Consider the following 20145-nt stretch of genomic DNA (forward strand, 5'->3'; position numbering starts at 1 on the left):
CAGGGTCCGGCAGGGGGTCAAACTTCGTCTGCCGCCACGGGGTCAGTTTTCACGTGCCGTCGACAACTTGTCGTCCGGCGACGGCTGGTGCGGTCCGCCTTTCGCTGCGGGGCTATCACGTGGCGTCATGTTGAGAGGCCATTTCTCGACGTCACGCGCTCTATGACGTCACCGTGACACCCGATGACGTCTCGACCGTCATCAGATGGCGCAAAACCCGGGTGGTCTGGTCTTATATCAAGCGCCCCATTCAGAGCGGCCGAGAGATCTGGCTCGACGACGCCGCAGCAACCCGTCCTTCTCAGGGGTCAGGGTGCTAATGCCAGAACCGATGGAGATCCCGGATCTGCAGTTGGTCTGTGACGTCAGCGTTCGACGCTGACGTCACAGACCCCGTTCCTGACGTGACTGGACGACCGGTAATCCTCGGTGAGACCGAGAGGACCACCGAATGACCCGGATCACGGTCGAGAAGACCGCCATCCATCCCTGCGCCGACACGAACGTCGCCGCCGGCCTGCTCGGAGACTACGCGGGGCTGAAAGAGCACTTCCGGCCCCTGTTCGCGGAGATCGCCGACGGCACCCTGGACCGGGACCTTCAGCGCGCGCTGCCCCACGAGGAGGTCCGCCGGCTGGACCGGGCCGGATTCGGTGCTCTGCGCGTCCCGGCGGCCCACGGCGGTCCCGAGGTCAGCCTCGAGGACGTCACCCGACTGCTGGTCGATCTGGCCGAGGCCGACTCCAACATCGCCCACCTGTACCGATCCCACTTCGGCTTCGTGGAGTCCCTGCGCTTCCTGCCCCGGGAGCTCCAGGAGGTCTGGTATCCACGGGTGCTGGCCGGGGCCACCGTGGGCAATGCCTCCACGGAGAAGGGCGGCAACGCGCTCGGCACCCTGAACACCGTGCTGAGCCGGACCGCCGAGGGCTGGGAGCTCACCGGCCGGAAGTTCTACGCAACCGGCTCGATTTTCTCCGACTACACCCGCGTCTCGGCCGCCCTGGACGGCCAGGACGGGCGCCGCTTCGCCGTGGTCGCCACGGACGCCGAGGGCGTGACGCTCGAGGACGACTGGGACGGTTTCGGGCAGAAGCTCACCGGCACCGGCACCGCGATCTTCGACCGGGTGCGCGTCCCGGACGATGCCGTGCTGGACCGTACCGCCGGCAGCGCGGAGGCCGTCCACGAGGCCGCCTTCTTCCAGTTGGTGCTGCTGGCCGTGCTGACCGGCATCGCCCGGGCCGCCCGGCGGGACGCCGTGGAGACCATCGCCGCCCGCCGGCGGACCTTCAACACCGGGCTCGGCCTACCCTTCCGGGAGGACCCGCTGATCCAGGAGGCCACCGGCCGGATCTCCGCCAAGGCCTTCGCCGCCGAGGCCACCGTGCTGCACGCCGCGCGCGCCCTGGACGCCGGGATCGCCGCCGCCGTCGCGACCGGCGCTGACCGACCGGACTTCACCGGTACCCTCCCGAGGGCGTTGCACGAGTCCGAGATCGCCGTCGAGCACGCCCAGGTCACCGTGCCGGAACTGGCCCTCGGCGCGGCCCAGGACCTGTTCCTCACCGTGGGCGCCTCGGCCACGTCCACGGCCAAGGGCCTGGACCGGCACTGGCGCAACGCCCAGACCGTGGCCACGCACAACCCGATCGCCTTCCGCGCCCGCGCCCTGGGCGACTACCTCATCAACGGCACCCTGCCGGAAGGCCTCAACGCCATCGGCGACGCGAAGACCGACGCCGACCGAACCCCAGGAGCCTGACCCATGAGCACCCCCACCACGGCCGCCGCGGGACGCACCAGCATCGTCCACGGCAAGAAGCGTGTCCTGGCCTCGGCCTTCGCCGGCACCACCATCGAGTGGTACGACTTCTACCTCTACGGCACCGCTGCCGCACTGGTCTTCAATGTCCAGTTCTTTCCCATGGCCACCGAGCTCGGCGGTATCGTCGCCTCCTTCGCCACCCTCGCGGTCGGGGTGATCGCCCGGCCCCTGGGCGGGATCATCGCCGGGCACCTGGGTGACCGGATCGGCCGCAAGGCCCTTCTGGTGGCCTCCCTGATGCTCATGGGCGTGGCCTCCACCCTGATCGGCCTGCTGCCGACCTACGAGGTGATCGGCTGGTGGGCCGTCGTCGGACTGGTCGTCCTGCGCATCCTCCAGGGCCTGTCAGCCGGCGCCGAGTGGGGCGGCTCCGCGCTGCTGAGCGTGGAGCACTCGCCGGCCCGGCACCGCGGGTTCTTCGGGTCCTTCACCCAGATCGGTTCCTCGGCGGGCATGCTGCTGGCCACCGGCGCGTTCTTCATCGTGCAGAACGTCATGAGCGAAGAACAGTTCGCCACCTTCGGCTGGCGCATCCCCTTCCTGCTCTCGGCCCTGCTGGTGGCGATCGGCCTGTGGATCCGCCTCGGCGTGGCTGACGCCCCGGAGTTCCTGGAACACCGCGCCTCGGGCAACGTGGCCACGGCGCCCCTGAGGGAGCTGCTGATGCACCACCGCCGCCCGCTGCTGGTCACGATCGGCCTGCGCCTGGCCCAGAACGCCGTCTACTACCTCGTGACGGTCTACATGCTGACCTACCTGCGGGACGTGCGCGGGGACAACACCGCCGGCGTGACCGCGGTGATGATCGCCTCGGCCATCGGCCTGTTCTCCACCCCGCTCTGGGGGTGGCTGTCCGACCGGGTGGGCCGCAAGGTCGTCTCGGTGACCGCTTACGCAGCGATCGGCGTCTTCGGCTGGGTGGTGTTCGCTTTCCTCGAGGCCGGCCCGCTCGCCCTGCTGCCGCTCGTGGTCATCCTCGGCATCAACCTCATCCACGACGCGATCTACGGGCCGCAGGCGGCCTGGTTCGCCGAGCAATTCCCCGTGAACGTACGGTACTCGGGGGTGAGCTTCGGCTACCAGGTTGGCACCGTCCTGGGCGGTGGGCTGATGCCGATGATCGCCGCCCTGCTGTTCGCCGCCGGCGGGGACACCCCGTGGCTGATCGCCGGTTACCTCTCCGTGCTGGCGGTGCTCTCGATGGTCGCCGCCCTGGCCGCGAAGGACCCCGCCCGCGAGCACCGCGGCACCGAGCTCACCGACCTGCACGCCGGCCACACCGACACCGTGCCTGCCCGGGTCGCCGGAGCGGCCGGCGCCGAGAGCACCACCGAAAGGACCCCTGTATGACCCTCCCCATGCTGCTGAACGCCTTCGACATGATGGTGCCCGTGCACCAGTCACCGGGACTGTGGCGCCACCCGGAGGCCGGGGTCACCCGGTTCGACACCCTCGAGTACTGGACGTCCCTGGCCCGCACCCTCGAGGAGGGCGGCTTCGCCTCGCTGTTCCTGGCGGACATCCCGGGCGTCTACGACGTGTACGGCGGCGGAACCGAGGCCACCGCCCGCGGGGGAGTGCAGTACCCGGTGCTCGACCCGCTCGTCGCGGTGCCGGCGATGGCCGCGGCAACCGAGCGGCTCGGCTTCGGGGTGACCGCCTCGGTCACCTACGAGGCCCCCTACCTGCTGGCCCGCACCTTCGCGACCCTGGACCACTTCACCGGAGGCCGGGTGGCGTGGAACGTGGTGACCTCCTACCAGGACTCCGCCGCCCGGAACCTGGGCATGGACCGACAGATCCCGCACGATGAGCGCTACGACCGCGCCGACGAGTACATGGAGGTCATGTACAAGCTCCTCGAGGGCTCCTTCGAGCCCGGGGCGGTGAAGGCCGACGCCGGCGCCGGGGTATTCGTGGACCCGGACCTCTCGCACCCCGTCGGCCACGAGGGCACCTACTTCTCCGTGCCCGGCCATGCGCTGACCCACCCCGGTCCCCAGGGCACCCCGCTGCTGTTCCAGGCCGGCGCCTCCAAGCGCGGACAGCAATTCGCCGTCGACCACGCCGAAGCCATCTTCTTCATCGGCAACACCCCGCAACTCGTGCGCCGGTGGACCGACGGCGTCCGGGCCGAACTCGCCGAGCGGGGCCGGGCCGAAGACGCCGTGAAGACCTTCACCATGGCCACGGTGGTGGTCGCCCAGACCGACGACGAGGCCCACGCCAGGCTGGCAAGCTACCGCCGGCACGTGGACATCGAGGGAGCGCTGTCCCTGTTCGGCGGCTGGACCGGGGTCGACCTGGCCGGGGCGGACCCCGAGGCACCGCTCGAGTACGTGTCCACCGATGCCAATCAGTCCGCGCTGGCGGCGTTCACCTCACTGTCCCCGGACAAGACCTGGACGGTGCGGGACCTCGCTGAATTCGTGGCCATCGGCGGCCGCGGGCCCGTCATCGCCGGGGCTCCGGGCACCGTGGCGGACGAGCTGGAGCGCTGGCGCGAAGAGGCCGGCGTCGACGGCTTCAACATCTCGGCAGCCGTGCGGCCGGCGGACCTGGAGCGCTTCACGACGCTTGTGTCACCGGAGCTGCGGCGTCGAGGCCTGCTGCCGGAACCCGAGACCCTCCCCACCGGCAGGACGCTGCGTGAGGTCCTGACCGGAGCCGGTCCGCGGCTGGCTGATGACCACCGCGGGGCCTCCTTCCGCTGATAACCCCCGTTACCTTCTTCCCAGCTCCTCGGTCCGTGATGATGGGGAGTGTTGGCCGGTCGGTCCTCGGCATGATCGTTTGCCCCCAGTCGCCCATGATCCGGGGGGTGTTGTCACCGAGGGCCGGTCCGGTGGTCGCGGATCGCTAATAGAGGCAGGGCCCGCTGGTTCAGGGCCTTCGTAACGTGGATGCCGAGCGTGATCACCATCCGGCCGGCCAGCATGCTCGTGCAGCAGCGGATGAGAAGGAACTCGGCCATGTCAGAGCAACCACATCCGGCGGTGCTCGTCGGTCTCGACGTCGGCAAGTCCGACCACCACGCCGTGGCGGTGACGGTGGTCGGTAAGACGGTGTTCGACAGGGCCTTGCCCAACGACGAGGCCCGGTTGCGGGCCGTTCTCGAGGAATTGGCCACGGAGCACGGGCCGGTGCTGATGGTCGTGGATCAGCCGGCCACCATCGGGGCGCTGCCAGTGGCCGTGGCGCAGGCAATGGACGGGGTCGCGGTGGCGTATTTGCCGGGGTTGGCGATGCGGCGGATCGCCGATCTGCACCCAGGCACGGCCAAGACCGACGCCCGGGACGCGTTGATCATCGCCGAGGCGGCCCGGACCATGCCGCACACCCTGCGCGGCATCCGGGTCGACGAGGCTCAGATCGCCGAGCTGGCGGTGCTGGCCGGCTTCGACGACGACCTCGCCGCCCAGATCACCTCGACCTCGAACCGTCTGCGCGGGATGCTCACCCAGATCCACCCCGCCCTGGAACGGGTGCTGGGGCCGCGGGTGACGCATCCGGCGGTGGCCGAGCTGCTCACCGGCTACCCGACCCCGGCAAAGCTGGCCGCCGCTGGTCGTGGCCATGTGCGGGCGAGACTGCGCAAGCACGCCCCGCGGCTGGCCGAGCCGTTGACCGAGGAGATCTTCGACGCCCTGGGGCAGCAGTCCGTGGTGGTGGCCGGCACCGAAGCCGCGACCACGGTGATCCCGATCCTGGCCGGGCAGCTGGCCGCCCTGATCCACCAGCGCGCCACGGTGGCTAACCAGGTCGAGGCCCTGGTGGAGGCCCACCCTCTTTGCCCGGTCCTGACCTCGATGCCCGGGATAGGGGTCAGGACCGCCGCGAGGATCCTCACCGAGGTCGTCGGCAAGGACTTCCGAGATGCCGGGCACCTGGCCTCCTACGCGGGGATCGCCCCGGTCACCCGCAGGTCGGGGACCTCGATCCGCGGCGAGCACGCCGCCAGGGGCGGCAACAAACGCCTGAAGCGGGCGCTGTTCCTCTCGGCCTTCGCCTCGCTCAGCCACGGGCCCTCGAGGGCGTACTACGACCGGAAACGAGCCCAGGGCAGACGCCACAACCAGGCAATCATCGCCCTGGCCCGCCGACGGACCGACGTCCTGTTCGCGATGCTGCGCGACGGTACCCTCTACCAAGACCCGACCGAGCCTCAGACCTCGTCACCGGTGGCACTGGCCGCTTGACGGAAACCATAGAGGCACCCCCCCCCGGAAAGTCCGAGGGCTTTGGCTGGCGCCCAGGTACGCATGTTCGGGTGGAAGAACAGGACTGCTGCATCAGCAGATGTCCTCAAAGTTGGCTTGATGGCCGCTGTCTCGCCATATGCAAAGTGCGACGCTGCTGGGTCGACCTCTCCGGTTGTCAGTGCCCTGGCCCCGTGCCACCCCCGCTGTGGGTCTGAGGGCTCCGCCGGTTCCCATTGGCGTCCCCGTGTCCTGGCCGTGGCCGGAGTGGGGGCCGTTGTCGCGGTCGTGCTCGCGAGCCGGGTGGTCGGGCCCGGTTCCACGTCGGCTAGGACGACGGGCGGCGGGGACCGATCTCATACAGATGCAGATAAGCCCATCCTCGCACGGCGCCCCCCAGGTACAGGGTGGCCAGGACGGCCCACCCGGTGACGAGCATCGGCCACGGCAAGGAAGGCCACATCAGAACCCCTATTCCCGTGGTCGCTCCTACGGCCAGCACCAGAACCGCCACTTCGAGTTCGTCGCAGGAGCGGGCGGCGGCCCCGATGCGCAGTGACGGGGATTCCGGCAGCGTCCCGGTGCGCAGGGCTCGCCGGCGGGCAGTGTGGACGGTGGAGCGTTGAGAGAGCCGGCGCACTTCCGGACGCTGGATGCGTCCGAGCATCAGCACCAGCCACGACAGGGCGAAGGCCCCCACCCACCCCAGGACGAACCATCGGGATCCGTCCCCGCCCCTGGCCCACCAGGCCATCGACAGCCCCGCCACCAGGAACACCGCATCGGCCGGCATCGTGCCCATTAACAGGTGTCGTCGGGAGGGGATGGGCCGGTTGAGGTAGGTCAGCACCACTCCACCCCGGTCCCCGGGCGTCATGCGGTCCATATGATCACGCTCATAACTTCTCTTGATGAGTCGGTGGGCCCCGAGATGTCGGCGCCTGAGCCGGTTGCGGTCGTCGTTGTTCTGGCACTCCTTCGGGCCCGGCCTGCTTGTCGTGACCTGTCGTTCCGATGCGGGGACTGTTATGCCCTGCTCGTGTCCTCACGGTCACCGCGGCCGGAGCAGCCTCACGGAGTGAACCGGTAGCCCATGCCCAGCTCGGTGAGGAAGTAGCGGGGGTGGGAGGGTTCGGGTTCGAGCTTGGCGCGGATCTGGGACATGTAGACCCGCAGGGAGTTGGCCTCCTCGCCGTAGTCGGGGCCCCACACCGTGGTGAGAAGTTCCGTACGGCCGATGAGCCGGTGGGGATTGCGTGCGAACACCTCCACGAGCCGCCACTCGAGCTTGGTCAGCCGCACCGGATCACCGGCGACGGTGAGGGACTTCTGCGCCAGGTCGATGCGCACCCGACCGTCGGTGGTGGTCATCACGGCTCCGGCCGGGTCGGGCTGGGATCGGCGGAGTGCGGCACGCAGACGGGCCAGCAGCTCGTCCATCGCGAACGGTTTGGCCACGTAGTCGTCGGCCCCGCGGTCCAGGGCGTCGACCTTGCTGTAGGACTCGTTGCGGGCCGACACGACGATGATCGGCACCTTCGACCACCCGCGGATCCCCTCGATCACCTCCCGCCCCTCCATGTCGGGCAGGCCCAGGTCCAGCAGGATGACGTCGGGGTGTTCGTGGGCGGCCACGTCCAGGGCTTGGCGCCCGGTGCCGGCCTGGTGGGTGCGGTAGCCGCGGGCCTTGAGGTTCACGACCAGGGCACGGGTGATGTGGGGATCGTCCTCGACGACGAGCACGCTGGCGCTCACAGGTCCTCCTGCTCGGCCTCGGGGACCGCCGCCACCAGGGTGAGGGCCGGGAGGGTGAGAACCATGGTGAGCCCCCCTCCGGGGGTGTCCTCGGCGTGGACCTGCCCGCCCAGGCCCTCGACCAGCCCGCGCGCCACCGCCAGGCCCAGGCCGATCCCGGTGGTGTTGTCCCGGTCCCCCAGTCGCTGGAAGGGCTGGAAGATCCTCTCCCGATCTGCGGCAGGGACCCCGGGGCCGTGGTCGACCACCTGCAGTGCGACCGCCCCTTCGGCTGCGGCGGCCCGCAGGGTCACGTGCGTGTCGGTGCTGTGCTTCAAGGCGTTCTCCACGAGGTTGGCGATGATCCGGACCAGCAGCCCGTGATCCCCCAGGACGGGGGGCGTATCGAGCGGGATGTCGATGCTGATCCGGTGCAGCTGCAAGGCGCCGGAGGCATTGCGGACTGCGCTCTCGGCCAGGTCTGCCAGCTCCAGGGGCACACGGTGGACGACCAGGCGCCCGCACTGGATGCGGCTCATGTCCAACAGGTCGTCGATCCGCTCGGTGAGCTGGTCGGCGGACTCCTCGATGTTGGCCAGCAGCTCGGCGGTGTCCTCCTCGCTGAGCACCACGTCGCCCATCCGCAGACTCGACACCGAAGCCTTGATCCCGGCCAGCGGGGTGCGCAGATCGTGGGAGACCGCCGCCAGCAGCGCGGTGCGCATGGCGTTGCCGGCGGCCAGTTCCCGGGCCTGCAACCGGGCCTCGTCCAGGGCGTGCTGCTGCAGCACAGCCCCGATGCGCCCGGCGAAGGCCTCCACGATGCCCCGTTCGGGAGCATCGACGGTGACGCCGTCGACCAGCAGGAGGTGGCGCTCGTCCACGGTCACCGTGGCGTCCCAGTCGGCGGGCTCCGTCGGCGGCCGGCCCGAGACCAGCAGAACCGCCCGCTGGTCCGGGTCGCCTGAGCCGGACGGCCGTGCGGCCAGGGCCACCCCGGTGAGGGCGTAGGACTCCCGCAGCCGGTCCAGCAGGGCCTGCACACTCAAGCCCTCGCTGATCACGCCGCCGGCCAGCTCGAACAGCACCGCCGCCTGGTGACGGGCGGCACCGGCCTCGGCGGTGCGGCGGGCCTCGATGTCGACCACCCGGGCGACCCCGGCGGCCACGAGCAGGAACAGCACCAGCGCCCAGATGTTCAGCGGCTCGTGGATGATCAGCATCCCGGTGGGCGGGGTGAAGAACCAGTTGATGAGCATCGTGCCCAGCACGGCGGCGGCGACCGCCGGCCACCACCCGCCCACGATCGCCACGAACACCACCAGGGTCAGCTGGCACAGGAAGTTCAAGGTCAGGTTCTCCGGGCCGGTGCCGGCCCGCAGGAACGCGGCAGTCAACGCTACCGAGCCGCCCACCGCCAGGAACCATCCGGCCGCCCTGCGGCCCCCGCTCAGGGGCGGGGTCCGCCGGGACCACCGCGCCGAACGCGCTGTGGAGGGTTCAACCAACCGGTACTCGCTGTGAGAGTCCACGCGGATCTTGACCTCTTCTCGGGACGGTCGGGCGAATGTGACTGGTCGCCCGTTCTGCGGGTGAGCGTCCTGCTGTGTGTGGGTCGAACGGCTGGTGTTCCTGACCGCTTCCCCATTCTCTGCCCAGGGGCGTCGCTGGGGCCTCGAGGAAAGGTCCACGAGTCTCATCCGACGTGGATGCGGGGCCGGCGGGCCGGGTCGGGCTCGTGCTCCCGGATGATCTCGCGCACCACCGGGGCCGTGTCGCCCTGGCCCAGCAGCAGGTAGCGCACCATGTGGGTCACCGGGTTGCCCTCGGACCAGTCGAAGTAGGCGTGCGGAATCACCCCGGTGGCCTCCCGCAGTGCCAGCAGCACGGCGGCGATCGCGTTGGGGGCCGCGGGACTGGAGACCCGCAGGATGCGGTGTCCATCGATCTCGACCCCGTAGACCTGCAGCACCTCGGCGAAGGAGGAGGGATCACTGATGGCCACCTCGAGGAAGATCACATCCGCGGTGCCCGGGACCGGGTTGACCAGGCGTTGGATGGCTTCCTTGGTGGTGTAGCGGCGTCCGCTGTTGCCGTGGGGCTTGTGCGCGACGATGTCCAGGCGCCCGTCGAAGACCAGGGAGTCCATCACGAACTGCCGGGCGGTCTCGTCGAAGTCGATGCGCTCCGCGCGCAGCTCGGTGGTCCGCGTCACCCGGGAGATCAGCGAGATCACGATGATCCCGGCGACGAAGAACGCGGAGATCACCAGCCCGTCGGGCTTGTGGATGACGTTCTCCACCAGCGCGTAGCCCATAACCAGCACCAGCACCGCGAACCCGGCCGCGGCCTTCCGCTGATGGCCCCGATAGCAGGAGATGCTCACGGCCACGGCCCCGGAGACCATCATCGCCAGGATCCCCGTGGCGTAGGCCCCTGCCTGGGCGTTGACGTCGGCCTCGAAGGCGACGGTGATGCCGATGCTCAGCACCGTGTAGACCAGCACCACCGGGCGCACCAGCCGGCCCCACTCCGGGGCCATGCCGTAGCCGGGCAGGTACCGGGGCACGATGTTGATCAGCCCGGCCATCGCCGAGGCCCCGGCGAACCACAGGATGAGGATGCTGGAGAGGTCATAGACGGTCCCGAAGCCCTCCCCGAGGTGCTCGTGGGCCAGGTACGCCAGGGCGCGCCCGTTGGCGTCCCCGCCCTCCTCGAACTCCTCGGCCGGGATCAGCACCGTGGTCACGAAAGAGGACCCGATGAGGTAAACGCTCATGATCACAGCCGCCGTGGTGAGCAGCTTGCGGGTGTTGTGGATGCGGCTGGTGAGCTTGTCCTCCGCACTCCTCCCCTTCGTCGCGACCAGGGGCATCATCGACACCCCGGTCTCGAACCCCGACAGCCCCAGCACCAGCAACGGGAACGCCAGCACCGAGAGCGTCACCACCTCCCCGATACCGCCCCCGGTGTGGGTCAAGGCATCGGTCCACCCCGCCACGGCGCCGGGGGTGGTGAAGATCTCGGCCAGGCCCGCTCCGATGATCACCGCGTTCAGCACGAGGAACACGCCCACCAGCGGGATGGCCACCGCCACGGCCTCGGTGAAGCCCTTGAGGAACACTGCCCCCAGGATCAGCAGCAGCACCACGGTGATGGTCACGTTGTGCCCGTGCAGGAACTGGGGCGCCAGCGGGTTCTCCACCAGGTGCACGGTCGCATCGGCGGCCGAGAGGGTGATCGTGATGATCCAGGAGGTGGCCACGAACCCCAGCAGCACCAGCACGAAGACCTTGCCGCGCCAGAACGGCAGCAGATGCTCGAGCATGGCCACCGAGCCCTGCCCGTGCGGGCTCTCATGTGCCACCCGGCGGTACATCGGCAGCATCCCGGCCAGGGTCAGCATCACGATCAGCAGGGTGGCCAGCGGGGAGAACACCCCGGCGGCCAGGGCCGCGATGGCCGGCAGGTAGGACAGGGTGGAGAAGTAGTCCACCCCGGTCAGGCACATCACCTTCCACCAGGGCTGCTCCTGGTGCGCGGTCTCAGCCGAAGCCGGACCCACCGGATGGACCTGATGCGCCGAGAGCCACCGCACCAACGGATGCCGGGAGACCGGCTTCACCCCTGGGCGGGGGACGCTGGACACCATCGAGTACGACGTCGTTCGTTCCATGCTCTGCTTCCTCGAACCCCACCCGATGACTGTCTCGACACTGTGATCGAGCCCACAGGAAAGGACGGTCATGACAGGGGCCGCTGACCGGCTCCCATGATTCGGACCCTGTTGGGTCCCATCAGACAGTCCACACCCATCGGCGGTCCACGAGTCCGTTCTTAATGCCCCCCTAACGGGATCCGGGCATCTCTTGACTCTCTCTTAACACCCCCCGGTGCGGCGCCCTCCGCGCTACACGGAACCCCTACCGCACCGTCGTTCCCGCGGGCCATCTCCGGTAGCCGGCCATCTGCAGAACGGTGGACCGCGGCTTCGGCCCGACTCGCCGACGTCGCGCACTCTTGTCCCTGGCACACCGAACGACAGGCGGGCTGCACAGCCCGGTCTCCAGCGCCGGGAATCGGCCGACGGCACGATGTGGAGCCCTTCAGCTGAAGGGGGAGCCGCCGCACGCCGGAACTGGAGTCTGCCTCAGAGATCGTGCTCGCGCAGGAAGTCCCCGACCGCTCGGGCGTACTCATCCGGGCGCTCCAGGTTGGGGTAGTGCGCCGCACGGCAAATCTCCCGGTACGCACCGGCCGGCGCTAGCTCAGCGAGCCGATGGCCGTTCTCGAGGTGATCCGGGGCATCCAGCGCCCCGTTGAGCGCGAGCACCGGCACCTCGATGCCCGGTACCCGCCCCCAGGTGTCGGGGACCGGCGACGGCGGCGTCGGCGGGACAGGTACTCCGTTCGGGTCAAACCGGAGATGGCTCGAGAGGGTCTCGCGGGCCATCCGCTCAACCAGCGCATCGACGCTCGGGGCGAGATCGGCTCGGGTGCGGTACGGCCCGTGCGTGAACCGCATGAACACATCGATCCAAGCCTCCGCATCACCCGCCGCCTCGGCCTGCTTCCAGTCACGGAGTGCTGCCAGCGTCCACGGATCGGTGAAGCGCGGCTCGCTGGTGCCCGTGCCGGTGACGACGAGGGCTGCACACCGGTCCGGGTGCTCGAGTGCCACATCAACAGCCGTTCCACCTCCCATCGACACCCCGGCCAGCACAGCACGGTCGACCTGCAGCGTGTCCATCACGGCGACCACGTCGTCGGCGAGCCGGTACGGCCCCTCGGCGTCGGAGGAGCCGCCGTGTCCGCGGGCGTCCGGGGCGATGACGCGCCGTTCGGGGAAGGCGCCCCACTGAGGGATCCACATCCGTCGGTCGACCGCACCGCCGTGCAGGAGAAGTAGTGGCGTGCGCGGATGGGATACGGATGCGGTGACCTCGGAGAAGCTCACGGTGTGGTCGGCGAGATGCTGGCTGCGCGACATACCCAACATGACAACCAAGGTGTCATATCCGCGTCAGGGCGACAACCAAGGTGTCATCATTGTCGGTGTGCCCGACTCACTTCACCCTGACGCCCTCGCGGCCCGCCTGGCCCAGGTCTACCTCGTCGTCGGGCCCCTCTACCGCAAGGTCTCGCGTGCTGTGGAACGCGAGCAACCGGTCATGGGCATGTCAGTGGGGGTGCGGGCGGTGCTGGAGCAAGCGCAGCGCGAGGGCGACCTCACCGTCCCGACGATCGCAACCGCCCAGGAACTCAGCCGCCAGTTCGTCCAACGCATGGTGCACGAGGCGCGGGATGCCGGCTTCGTCGAGCTCGTCGACAACCCGCGTCACCGCCGGTCGCCCCTCATCCGGCTCACTCCCGAAGGACACAGGGCCATCACGGCGGTGACCGACCGCGAACACCACTTGATGACCCGGGTGGTGGGCGATCTCACCGACGCGGACATCGACACCACCCTGCATGTGCTGCGGTCCATGCTCGCCGGACTCGACTGAGGCGCTCTGCACATCCGCCGCTCGATGCGCTGGATCGGTTCTCCTCGGTGCCCACGGCATCCACCGGGTGGTCACCGACAACGTCGCCGACCACAAGGCCGGGACTTCACCCGCTGCATGCATGCCCGGGCAGGCCGTCACCAGCGGATCCTCCCCATACACACCCCGCCACAACGGCAACCCCTACTGCACTGTTGCCGTCGTCACCTTCCACCAGCGGCGCAGAGATCATCATGCCAGGCACCAGTCGGTAACGGGCCCTATCTGAACCAGACGGTCTCATGCTGGCCGGACGCCGGAGTGGTGCGGGCGGCACAACAGAGGGTCCGGCTGATGAGGGTCACTTCACAGCTGCCTGTGCTGATGGCCAGCTATGCCGTTCCTGACCCTCCGGGGGTGCAGGTTCGGCCAGGCCAGAACCGGCGATTCCAGGGGCATCTCACATCCGTCTCGGCCTCCTGGCTGGACCGCGTCGTGGTCCGGCTCGGCATCGTCGAGGCGAGGCTCTGCACCGGGCCGATGCCGTGTCCGTGGCCGGAGCTCAACGCGAGGATCCGAGCGTTTGTCACCGGTTGGAACGACCGCTGCTACGCCCCGGTCCGAGACAGGCTCCCCCATCACGGCCACCTGCATCACCGCGCACGCCGTCGACGCTCCAGGCCGACGGCCGGCGCATTCTGGACTAGCCCCTCACCGGCCCCCCTGGGTGCGAGGTCTCGGGACATCGGGGACAGTGCCATGGACCTCACAAGCCGCCGCACGTAGGATCTCAGTCGGCTCGCGGTTCGGGACATCGACCGTGAGCAACTTCGGGAGTGCCGAGCACTGTCTTGTCTCCGTCCGGATTCCGGCCCAGGAGCGCCATCGTTTCGGCTGCGCTCCTGCTCGTCGGTTCCTCCTCCATCAGCAAGTCGTGCAGCCCTCCCCTCGCGATGGGAGACTCACCATGTCGTATCACCCGCAGGTCCGGCTCGTCCCAGCAACGGTGCCGTTGTTGAGGGCGCTGAACGAGGACCGTGCCCTGTTCGGCGAGTTGATCGGCTCGCCCGTCCCGGACGGTTGGCCCGAGTTCCCGGAAGCCATCGGCTTCACCCTGCAGCAACTCCAGAACTCCCCGGAGACAGATCGCGCGTGGTCGATGCAGTTCTTCCTCGACTCCGCGACCGGGCGCCTGCTCGGCTCAGGCGGCTTCGCGGCCCCGCCGATCGACCGTGCTATCGAGATCGGTTACGAAGTCGCCCCGGAATTCCGCGGTCAGGGATTCGGGACCGCTGCTGCCCGGGCTCTCGTCGAGGGCGCCGTGGCCAGCAACGAAGTCGACCGCGTCATCGCGCACACGCTGCCAGGTCCCAACGCGTCGACGGGTGTGCTCGTGTCGCTGGGCTTCCGGCACGTCGCCGACCGGGAGAACCCTGAGGTCGGCGCGGTCTGGGAATGGAGTTGGACTCGCCCGCTGGTCGAGTAGCCCAGCACGCGGTCACTTCTTCTGGCGACCCCGGCAGATGCCGATGCCGATACGGGTCTCCCGCTCGATCGGCCGGCCATGGTGAGGACCTCGCCGTTGGTGTCGACGAACACGGTGCTGGTCTCGTCCCCGGCTGCGTCAGTGGTCGGCCCGGCTCATCGGCGTCGGGCCTCGCGCGAGCTCCTGCTGCCGGTGCACCAAAGTTCAGCTCCTCGGGCACCCACGTCCTGCCGCCGAGCCGACAGCGTGGAGTTTTCCCGGTAGCCTCCACGACCACGATTCACGCGCGCAGAACACCACCGCCCGGCCCGGTCCCGTCCACCGGGCGGTTATCTTCATCGACAAGCACCTCGCCCCGCCGATCGACCTGACCGAGATCGCCACAGCCCCCCGGCTGTCCCGCCGCCAACTGCTCCTCGCCTTCCGCCAGCACCTGGGCACCACCCCGGGCGCCGATCTGCGCACCACTCGACTGGACGCCACCCACCACGACCTACTGACCACCGACCCCTCCCAAGGAGCGACAGTCGCGGCCATCCCCTACCGCTGAGACTTCGTCGACCTACCCCGATTCACTGCCGAGTACCACCACCACTACGGGCACTCCCCCACCTGCACATGGAACTCTTGGACAGCGTTTGAACCCGACCTCCGGCCGCGGGGAACAGAACGGCCCAAGCGTCTGCCACCTTCGCGCCAGGGATGCCACCAGCAACAGCTGGCATGGGCAACTATGGCCACGAACGCAGTTCCGGCACACACGCGAGAAAGAACCCCGCCGCAGGCCAGTCCGCCGCTAACCGGCCAGATGTAAATATTCTTCCTGAAGGCCGACTAACGAAAACGTCAGATCAGGCGTCGCTCATCCACGCAACGGCCCTACGGACCGGCGGTGTTCCTTCTTGATTCCCAGGGAGCGGCCACTGATGACACGAGCCGGTTGTCGTGGGCTATGAATGGAAGAATCACAGGTGAACCCATAGGAGGACATCGGTGACGAAGCACAACGACTCCCATCCCATCACTTCTGTGATCAACACGGGCGAACTGATGCGGCAGCTCGCTCAAAAGGAGGCCAACCATCAACGTAGGGTCCAGTCTTGGACCTCCGACCGGGTGAAGGAGTTGACGGACGCGGCGGAGCTGCGGGACATCGCCTTGCACCACAGCGACTTCGACGTGGCGTTCGCCGCGCTCAGCAATGAGCACATGAACGCCAACGACCGTCGCGATGTGGCCGACAACGCCATCGACACGCGTGTGCGTGATGCCGCGAAGGCGGAAGCGACTCGCCGAGGCGAATACCGGGACGGGCAAAGATGACTGCCCGCCGCTAGATGCGTGACGGAACCCCCCACTGCAACATCGCTTTCGTGAGAAGTGGCCGGTAGCCGGCTATATGTAAAGCGGAGGCAACGAGTTCGTTCCTGGCCGCCCGGTTCACGGCCGGCCCAGCAACTGCTGCGTCAGCCGGGAAGCACGATGAGTGCGCCTCCGTGTGATCTGCGGCCGGCTCTTCAGTGAGGAATTCGCCCGGAGGCGGAGGCTGGCCGCCGTTCTGTGTCAAGACTTCCGGCTGTGCCAGGCGGTAGCTCAGCCCGTCCTGGATCAGGACGGGCGTAGGAGGGAAGGGGTCTCTCCACTGGGGCGAGAGCATCCTGATTCCTTCGACCGGACGGGTTCTCCAGGGCAACCCCCGGGGGCTCTCCTGGTCGTCGGTCCGCCGGCAACCTGTCGGCGGACATGCTCGTGCAAGCAGTCCCCTCTCCCGGAGGTGACGTCCGTGATCGGAAGACCTGCCGGAGATTCAGCCGGCGTCGGCCGGCTGGACGTCGATGACCCAGGTGAGGCCGAAACGGTCGGTCAGCATCCCGAAGCCGGGCGTCCAGGCCGAAGCGGCGAGGCTCTCGATGATGGTGGCCCCGTCGGTGAGGCCATCCCAGTAGCCGGTGACCTCATCGCGGGTTTCACCGCGGACCGAGAGGAAGAAAGGGCTGTCGGTGCTGGTCGCGCCATTGTTCCGGTGGGTGGAGCTCGTGAACTCCTCGGTGCGGCCGGGGATGTCGTAGGCCATGACGCGGAAGCCGTTGTCGGCCTGGAGCTGGCCGAAAACGATCTTTCCCGCGTCGGGCAGCTCCTGCGGCATGCCGAGTTCGCCGTAGGTGATGGTATGGACCTGGCCACCGAAGACGCTGTGGTAGAACTCGAGCGCTGCCCGCGCGGTGCCGGGAAGTTGAGGTGCGTGGTGATCGAGATAGCCATTCTGGTTCCTTGTCGTCACGGGATTACAGTCCGCCGAGGGGCGACCTGGAATGACCGTGACAGGGGTAGAGGACGGGTTTGGTCCTCGACCTCCGTCACCATGGGTCCCATGACCGGAACTTCATCGCGGATGCTGGCCCTGCTGTCGCTGTTGCAGACGCCTCGGGACTGGCCCGGACGCGTCCTGGCCGAACGTCTCGAGGTGACCACCCGAACCGTCCGACGTGATGTGGAGCGTCTGCGCGAGCTGGAATATCGGATCGAGGCCGCGAAGGGACCAGATGGTGGGTACCGGCTGGCCGCCGGCTCAGAGCTGCCGCCGCTGCTCTTCGACGACGATCAGGCGGTGGCCCTGCGCAATGTGTCCTCGAGCGGCGTCGACATCGAAGAAGCGGCGGTTCGGGCGCTGGCCACCGTGGGGCAGGTGATGCCCTCACGACTGCGCCACAGGATCGATGCTCTGCAGTTCACCGGCACCGCAAGCCGCACCCGCGTCGATCCCGCAGTGCTGGACGCGGTGAGCGGGGCCGTCCGCGGCCGTATGACACTGCGCTTCGACTACGGCGATCGCGGCACGCCCCCGCGGCGGGCGCAACCGCACGGACTCCTCGCCCGGCACGGCCTCTGGTATCTCGTGGCCTGGAATCTCGACCGCGAGGACTGGCGGATCTACCGGCTCGACCGCATGACCCCTCGGATCCCGACGGGCCCGTCTTTCACTCCGCGGCCGGTTCCCACCGGTGATGTCGGTTCCTTCCTCGCTGCCCGCTCGAAAGGATCCTCGGACGAGAATCGCTGGCCCTGCGTCGGACAGTTCGAGATCTCCCCGTCGGCGCGCGAGCTCGCCCCCTGGAACGGCGACGGGATGGTCGAGGCGATCACCGACCGCTCCTCGCTGGTCACCGCGGGATCGTGGTCGTGGACAGGTCTTCTCGCCCACATCCTGCGCCTCAACGCGCCTTTCCGCATCCTGGGTCCCCAAGAGCTGATCGCGGCCTCGGAGGGGTTGGTGCAGCGGCTCAACAGCTCACAGGCGCACAGTCGCCCCTCACCGGGGGCAGTCGGGAACTGTCCGCCCCCTCTCGAATCCTCAAGAACATGAGCTGCGACAACGACTCCACCGGGCCACTGATCCTCGCTGACATCACCGAGTGGCGCAGCTGGCTGGTGAGCAACGAGAGCACCTGTGACGGCATCTGGTTGGTGCTTGCGAAGAAGGGCGTCACCAACCCGACCTCGCTCACCTATCAGGAGGCGCTCGAAGAGGCGCTGTGCAGCGGGTGGATCGACGGCCGGCGCAAGACAGTCGATGCGGACACGTTCCAGCAACGCTTCACCCCCCCGGCGCACCAGGTCGATCTGGTCGCAACGCAACGTCGAGATCGTCGGGCGGCTTCTCCACGAAGGACGCCTGCGGCCACGCGGAGCGGTGGAGATCGAGCGTGCGAAGGCTGACGGGCGCTGGGAGCACGCCTACCCCGGCCAAGCCTCAGCAGAGATCCCGGCCGATTTGAGAAACGCCCTCAGCGCGGCACCGGCGGCACAGACAGGATTCTCCCGCCTCAGCCGAGCCGACCGTTACACCGCGCTCCATCCAATCCTGACCGCACCGAACCCGGCGGCCCGGGCGCGCCGGGTCACCAGCCTGATCGCACGGCTCAACGGGTTCGGCCCGACCGAGACGACCGGCGAAACCCTCAGCCCCGGACACGAAGCGGACCGAGGCCAGCAGGACAGCACCCAGGAACACCCAGCGGAACGAGAACCGAGTCACCCTACGGACAAGGGCCCGGGCGGCGGCTAATCCTCCCCGGTCACCAGGCTCTCGGCGGGTGCGTCGGTGGGATGCGGAACAGGTTTCTCGAGCCCAAGTGACGACTCCCACCCCCGCTTCGGCATGAAACATCCCTGCTCGACCAAAGACCCAATAAACATGTATTATGTAAAGTAATGGAAATGAGCCACCTCTGGGCCCGGTTTTCACCGGCGGCCCAGCAGCTGCACGACCACACCCCGGGGTGTGGCGGTGACCGCCGCCCGGGGCAGCCAGATCTGATGGCGGCGGACGGGGCCATGGGTGGCCGAATGCTGGTGGGGTCGTGTGTCAGATGAGCTCGATGACGTCGGCGATCGAGTTCAGGACCCGTCCGGGGCGGTACGGGTATTTGGTGATGTCGGTGGCCTGGGTGGACCCGCTCAGCACGAGGATCGTCTCGAGCCCGGCTTCGATGCCTGCGACGACGTCGGTGTCCATCCGGTCGCCGATCATCACCGTGGTCTCGGAGTGGGCCTGGATGCGGTTCATCGCGCTGCGGAACATCATCGGGTTGGGCTTGCCGACGAAGTACGGGTGGGCCCCGGTGGCTCGGGTGATCAGGGCCGCGACCGCCCCGGTCGCCGGCAACGGCCCCTCGGCTGAGGGTCCGGTGGCGTCGGGGTTGGTCGCGATGAAGCGTGACCCGGACTCGATCAGTCGGATCGCCTTGGTGATGGCCTCGAAGGAGTATGTCCGGGTCTCCCCCAGGACCACGTAGTCGGGGCTGGCATCGGTGAGGGTGTAACCCGCTTCGTACAGCGCGGTGGTCAGACCCGCCTCACCGACCACGTACGCCGAGCCACCGGGGACCTGGTCGGCGAGGAACCCGGCGGTGGCCAGTGCCGAGGTCCAGATCGACTCCTCGGGCACGGTCAGCCCGCTCTTGTCCAGCCGGGCCGCGAGGTCTCGGGGGGTGTAGATCGAGTTGTTGGTCAGCACCAGGAACCGGCGTTCCTGGTCGACGAGGCGCTGCAAGAAGTCCGCAGCACCCGGCAGGGCTTGGTCCTCGTGGACGAGCACGCCGTCCATGTCCGTCAACCAGCATTCCGGGCGACAGCGGTCCACCACAGCACCTCCTGGGTTGCGTTCTCAACTGTCACCGATGCTACTGCCAGCACCTGCCGCCCTCCCTCTGTGCTTGCCACGCTCTCTGCACGGTGACCGGCATCGGCCGTTGTCGACGCCGAGGGCGGCTCACCGCGGCCTGTCAGGAGAACCGTTGTCCGTCGGTGTGCAGATGCCGTGCTGTCAGGGCGTGCGGTGCCCGGTGAGGATCCGGCGGCGGGTGAGGCCGGCGCCACGGGTCACGAGGCGTTCGAGGGGTCCTTGTCCGA

At 68.6% G+C, this 20145-nt stretch carries 17 protein-coding genes, 1 pseudogene and 1 riboswitch; of the genes and pseudogenes, 10 read left to right on the plus strand and 8 right to left on the minus strand.

Translation table 11 applies throughout. The features are described 5' to 3' along the window. Positions 1-243 precede the first annotated feature (243 nt). Positions 244-338, plus strand: a riboswitch (SAM riboswitch). A gap of 113 nt (positions 339-451) precedes the next feature. Genes ACYVM4_RS17730 through ACYVM4_RS17740 form a run of 3 tightly spaced genes read left to right on the plus strand, consistent with a single transcriptional unit; the run spans position 452 to position 4542 of the window. Continuing rightward, complete coding sequence (locus ACYVM4_RS17730; RefSeq protein WP_460669382.1) at positions 452-1765, plus strand: acyl-CoA dehydrogenase family protein; 1314 nt, start codon at positions 452-454, stop codon at positions 1763-1765. Positions 1766-1768: 3 nt separating this feature from the next. Further along, positions 1769-3178: an MFS transporter gene (locus ACYVM4_RS17735; protein ID WP_460669383.1), complete on the plus strand. Its 1410-nt coding sequence runs from the start codon at positions 1769-1771 to the stop codon at positions 3176-3178. Continuing rightward, complete coding sequence (locus ACYVM4_RS17740; protein WP_460669384.1) at positions 3175-4542, plus strand: LLM class flavin-dependent oxidoreductase; 1368 nt, start codon at positions 3175-3177, stop codon at positions 4540-4542. Before ACYVM4_RS17735 ends, ACYVM4_RS17740 begins: the two co-directional genes overlap by 4 nt. A gap of 113 nt (positions 4543-4655) precedes the next feature. Here ACYVM4_RS17740 and ACYVM4_RS17745 read toward each other — a convergent pair whose 3' ends face one another. Then, entirely contained in the window at positions 4656-4802 is a 147-nt protein-coding gene (locus ACYVM4_RS17745; protein ID WP_460669385.1) for a hypothetical protein, read from the minus strand. Here ACYVM4_RS17745 and ACYVM4_RS17750 point away from each other — a divergent pair. Further along, positions 4801-6027, plus strand: a complete 1227-nt coding sequence (locus ACYVM4_RS17750; RefSeq protein ID WP_460669386.1) for an IS110 family RNA-guided transposase — start codon at positions 4801-4803, stop codon at positions 6025-6027. The genes ACYVM4_RS17745 and ACYVM4_RS17750 overlap by 2 nt on opposite strands. A gap of 328 nt (positions 6028-6355) precedes the next feature. On the opposite strand, the gene ACYVM4_RS17755 is transcribed toward ACYVM4_RS17750, so the two are convergent. From ACYVM4_RS17755 to ACYVM4_RS17775, 5 genes are all read right to left on the minus strand, one after another. Then, a complete protein-coding gene (locus ACYVM4_RS17755; RefSeq protein WP_460669387.1) occupies positions 6356-6877 on the minus strand; it encodes a hypothetical protein in 522 nt (173 codons plus the stop codon). A gap of 221 nt (positions 6878-7098) precedes the next feature. Further along, positions 7099-7782, minus strand: coding sequence for a response regulator (locus tag ACYVM4_RS17760; protein ID WP_460669388.1), 684 nt, complete (start codon positions 7780-7782; stop codon positions 7099-7101). After that, entirely contained in the window at positions 7779-9461 is a 1683-nt protein-coding gene (locus ACYVM4_RS17765; protein WP_460669389.1) for a sensor histidine kinase, read from the minus strand. Before ACYVM4_RS17765 ends, ACYVM4_RS17760 begins: the two co-directional genes overlap by 4 nt. Next, positions 9458-11413, minus strand: a complete 1956-nt coding sequence (locus ACYVM4_RS17770; protein ID WP_460669396.1) for an APC family permease — start codon at positions 11411-11413, stop codon at positions 9458-9460. Before ACYVM4_RS17770 ends, ACYVM4_RS17765 begins: the two co-directional genes overlap by 4 nt. 498 nt (positions 11414-11911) lie before the next feature. Continuing rightward, a complete protein-coding gene (locus tag ACYVM4_RS17775) occupies positions 11912-12751 on the minus strand; it encodes an alpha/beta fold hydrolase (protein ID WP_460669390.1) in 840 nt (279 codons plus the stop codon). A gap of 7 nt (positions 12752-12758) precedes the next feature. Between ACYVM4_RS17775 and ACYVM4_RS17780 the strand changes: the two genes are divergently transcribed. From ACYVM4_RS17780 to ACYVM4_RS17790, 3 genes are all read left to right on the plus strand, one after another. Further along, positions 12759-13268, plus strand: coding sequence for a MarR family winged helix-turn-helix transcriptional regulator (locus tag ACYVM4_RS17780; RefSeq protein WP_368823382.1), 510 nt, complete (start codon positions 12759-12761; stop codon positions 13266-13268). Positions 13269-14214: 946 nt separating this feature from the next. Then, positions 14215-14733 (plus strand): GNAT family N-acetyltransferase, encoded by a 519-nt coding sequence (locus ACYVM4_RS17785; protein WP_460669391.1) that lies wholly within the window; start codon positions 14215-14217, stop codon positions 14731-14733. Positions 14734-15726: 993 nt separating this feature from the next. After that, entirely contained in the window at positions 15727-16056 is a 330-nt protein-coding gene (locus ACYVM4_RS17790; protein WP_460669392.1) for a hypothetical protein, read from the plus strand. 484 nt (positions 16057-16540) lie between these two features. Here the strand turns inward: ACYVM4_RS17790 and ACYVM4_RS17795 are convergent. Further along, positions 16541-16995 (minus strand): annotated as a pseudogene (locus ACYVM4_RS17795) (VOC family protein). A 109-nt stretch (positions 16996-17104) separates the two neighbouring features. On the opposite strand from ACYVM4_RS17795, the gene ACYVM4_RS17800 reads away from it, so the two are divergent. Genes ACYVM4_RS17800 through ACYVM4_RS17810 form a run of 3 tightly spaced genes read left to right on the plus strand, consistent with a single transcriptional unit; the run spans position 17105 to position 18799 of the window. Continuing rightward, positions 17105-18097 (plus strand): helix-turn-helix transcriptional regulator, encoded by a 993-nt coding sequence (locus ACYVM4_RS17800; protein ID WP_460669393.1) that lies wholly within the window; start codon positions 17105-17107, stop codon positions 18095-18097. Next, on the plus strand, positions 18094-18450 hold the full coding sequence (locus tag ACYVM4_RS17805; RefSeq protein WP_460669394.1) for a YdeI/OmpD-associated family protein: 357 nt from the start codon (positions 18094-18096) through the stop codon (positions 18448-18450). The genes ACYVM4_RS17800 and ACYVM4_RS17805 overlap by 4 nt, the downstream gene beginning before the upstream one ends. Then, entirely contained in the window at positions 18425-18799 is a 375-nt protein-coding gene (locus ACYVM4_RS17810) for a YdeI/OmpD-associated family protein (RefSeq protein ID WP_460669395.1), read from the plus strand. Before ACYVM4_RS17805 ends, ACYVM4_RS17810 begins: the two co-directional genes overlap by 26 nt. Positions 18800-19099: 300 nt before the next feature. Here ACYVM4_RS17810 and ACYVM4_RS17815 read toward each other — a convergent pair whose 3' ends face one another. Next, positions 19100-19840, minus strand: coding sequence for an HAD-IIA family hydrolase (locus ACYVM4_RS17815; protein ID WP_460669397.1), 741 nt, complete (start codon positions 19838-19840; stop codon positions 19100-19102). Between the last annotated feature and the right edge of the window lie 305 nt (positions 19841-20145).

The organism is Kocuria himachalensis (assembly GCF_054784195.1).

Coding starts and splice junctions, on each gene's coding strand:
- ACYVM4_RS17735 (WP_460669383.1), top strand. CDS start 1,769: ATGAGCACCCCCACCACGGCCGCCGCGGGACGCACCAGCATCGTCCAC.
- ACYVM4_RS17750 (WP_460669386.1), top strand. CDS start 4,801: ATGTCAGAGCAACCACATCCGGCGGTGCTCGTCGGTCTCGACGTCGGC.
- ACYVM4_RS17740 (WP_460669384.1), top strand. CDS start 3,175: ATGACCCTCCCCATGCTGCTGAACGCCTTCGACATGATGGTGCCCGTG.
- ACYVM4_RS17765 (WP_460669389.1), bottom strand. CDS start 9,461: ATGAGACTCGTGGACCTTTCCTCGAGGCCCCAGCGACGCCCCTGGGCA.
- ACYVM4_RS17800 (WP_460669393.1), top strand. CDS start 17,105: ATGACCGGAACTTCATCGCGGATGCTGGCCCTGCTGTCGCTGTTGCAG.
- ACYVM4_RS17785 (WP_460669391.1), top strand. CDS start 14,215: ATGTCGTATCACCCGCAGGTCCGGCTCGTCCCAGCAACGGTGCCGTTG.
- ACYVM4_RS17770 (WP_460669396.1), bottom strand. CDS start 11,413: ATGGTGTCCAGCGTCCCCCGCCCAGGGGTGAAGCCGGTCTCCCGGCAT.
- ACYVM4_RS17775 (WP_460669390.1), bottom strand. CDS start 12,751: ATGTCGCGCAGCCAGCATCTCGCCGACCACACCGTGAGCTTCTCCGAG.
- ACYVM4_RS17805 (WP_460669394.1), top strand. CDS start 18,094: ATGAGCTGCGACAACGACTCCACCGGGCCACTGATCCTCGCTGACATC.
- ACYVM4_RS17730 (WP_460669382.1), top strand. CDS start 452: ATGACCCGGATCACGGTCGAGAAGACCGCCATCCATCCCTGCGCCGAC.
- ACYVM4_RS17745 (WP_460669385.1), bottom strand. CDS start 4,802: ATGGCCGAGTTCCTTCTCATCCGCTGCTGCACGAGCATGCTGGCCGGC.
- ACYVM4_RS17780 (WP_368823382.1), top strand. CDS start 12,759: ATGACAACCAAGGTGTCATATCCGCGTCAGGGCGACAACCAAGGTGTC.
- ACYVM4_RS17815 (WP_460669397.1), bottom strand. CDS start 19,840: ATGGACGGCGTGCTCGTCCACGAGGACCAAGCCCTGCCGGGTGCTGCG.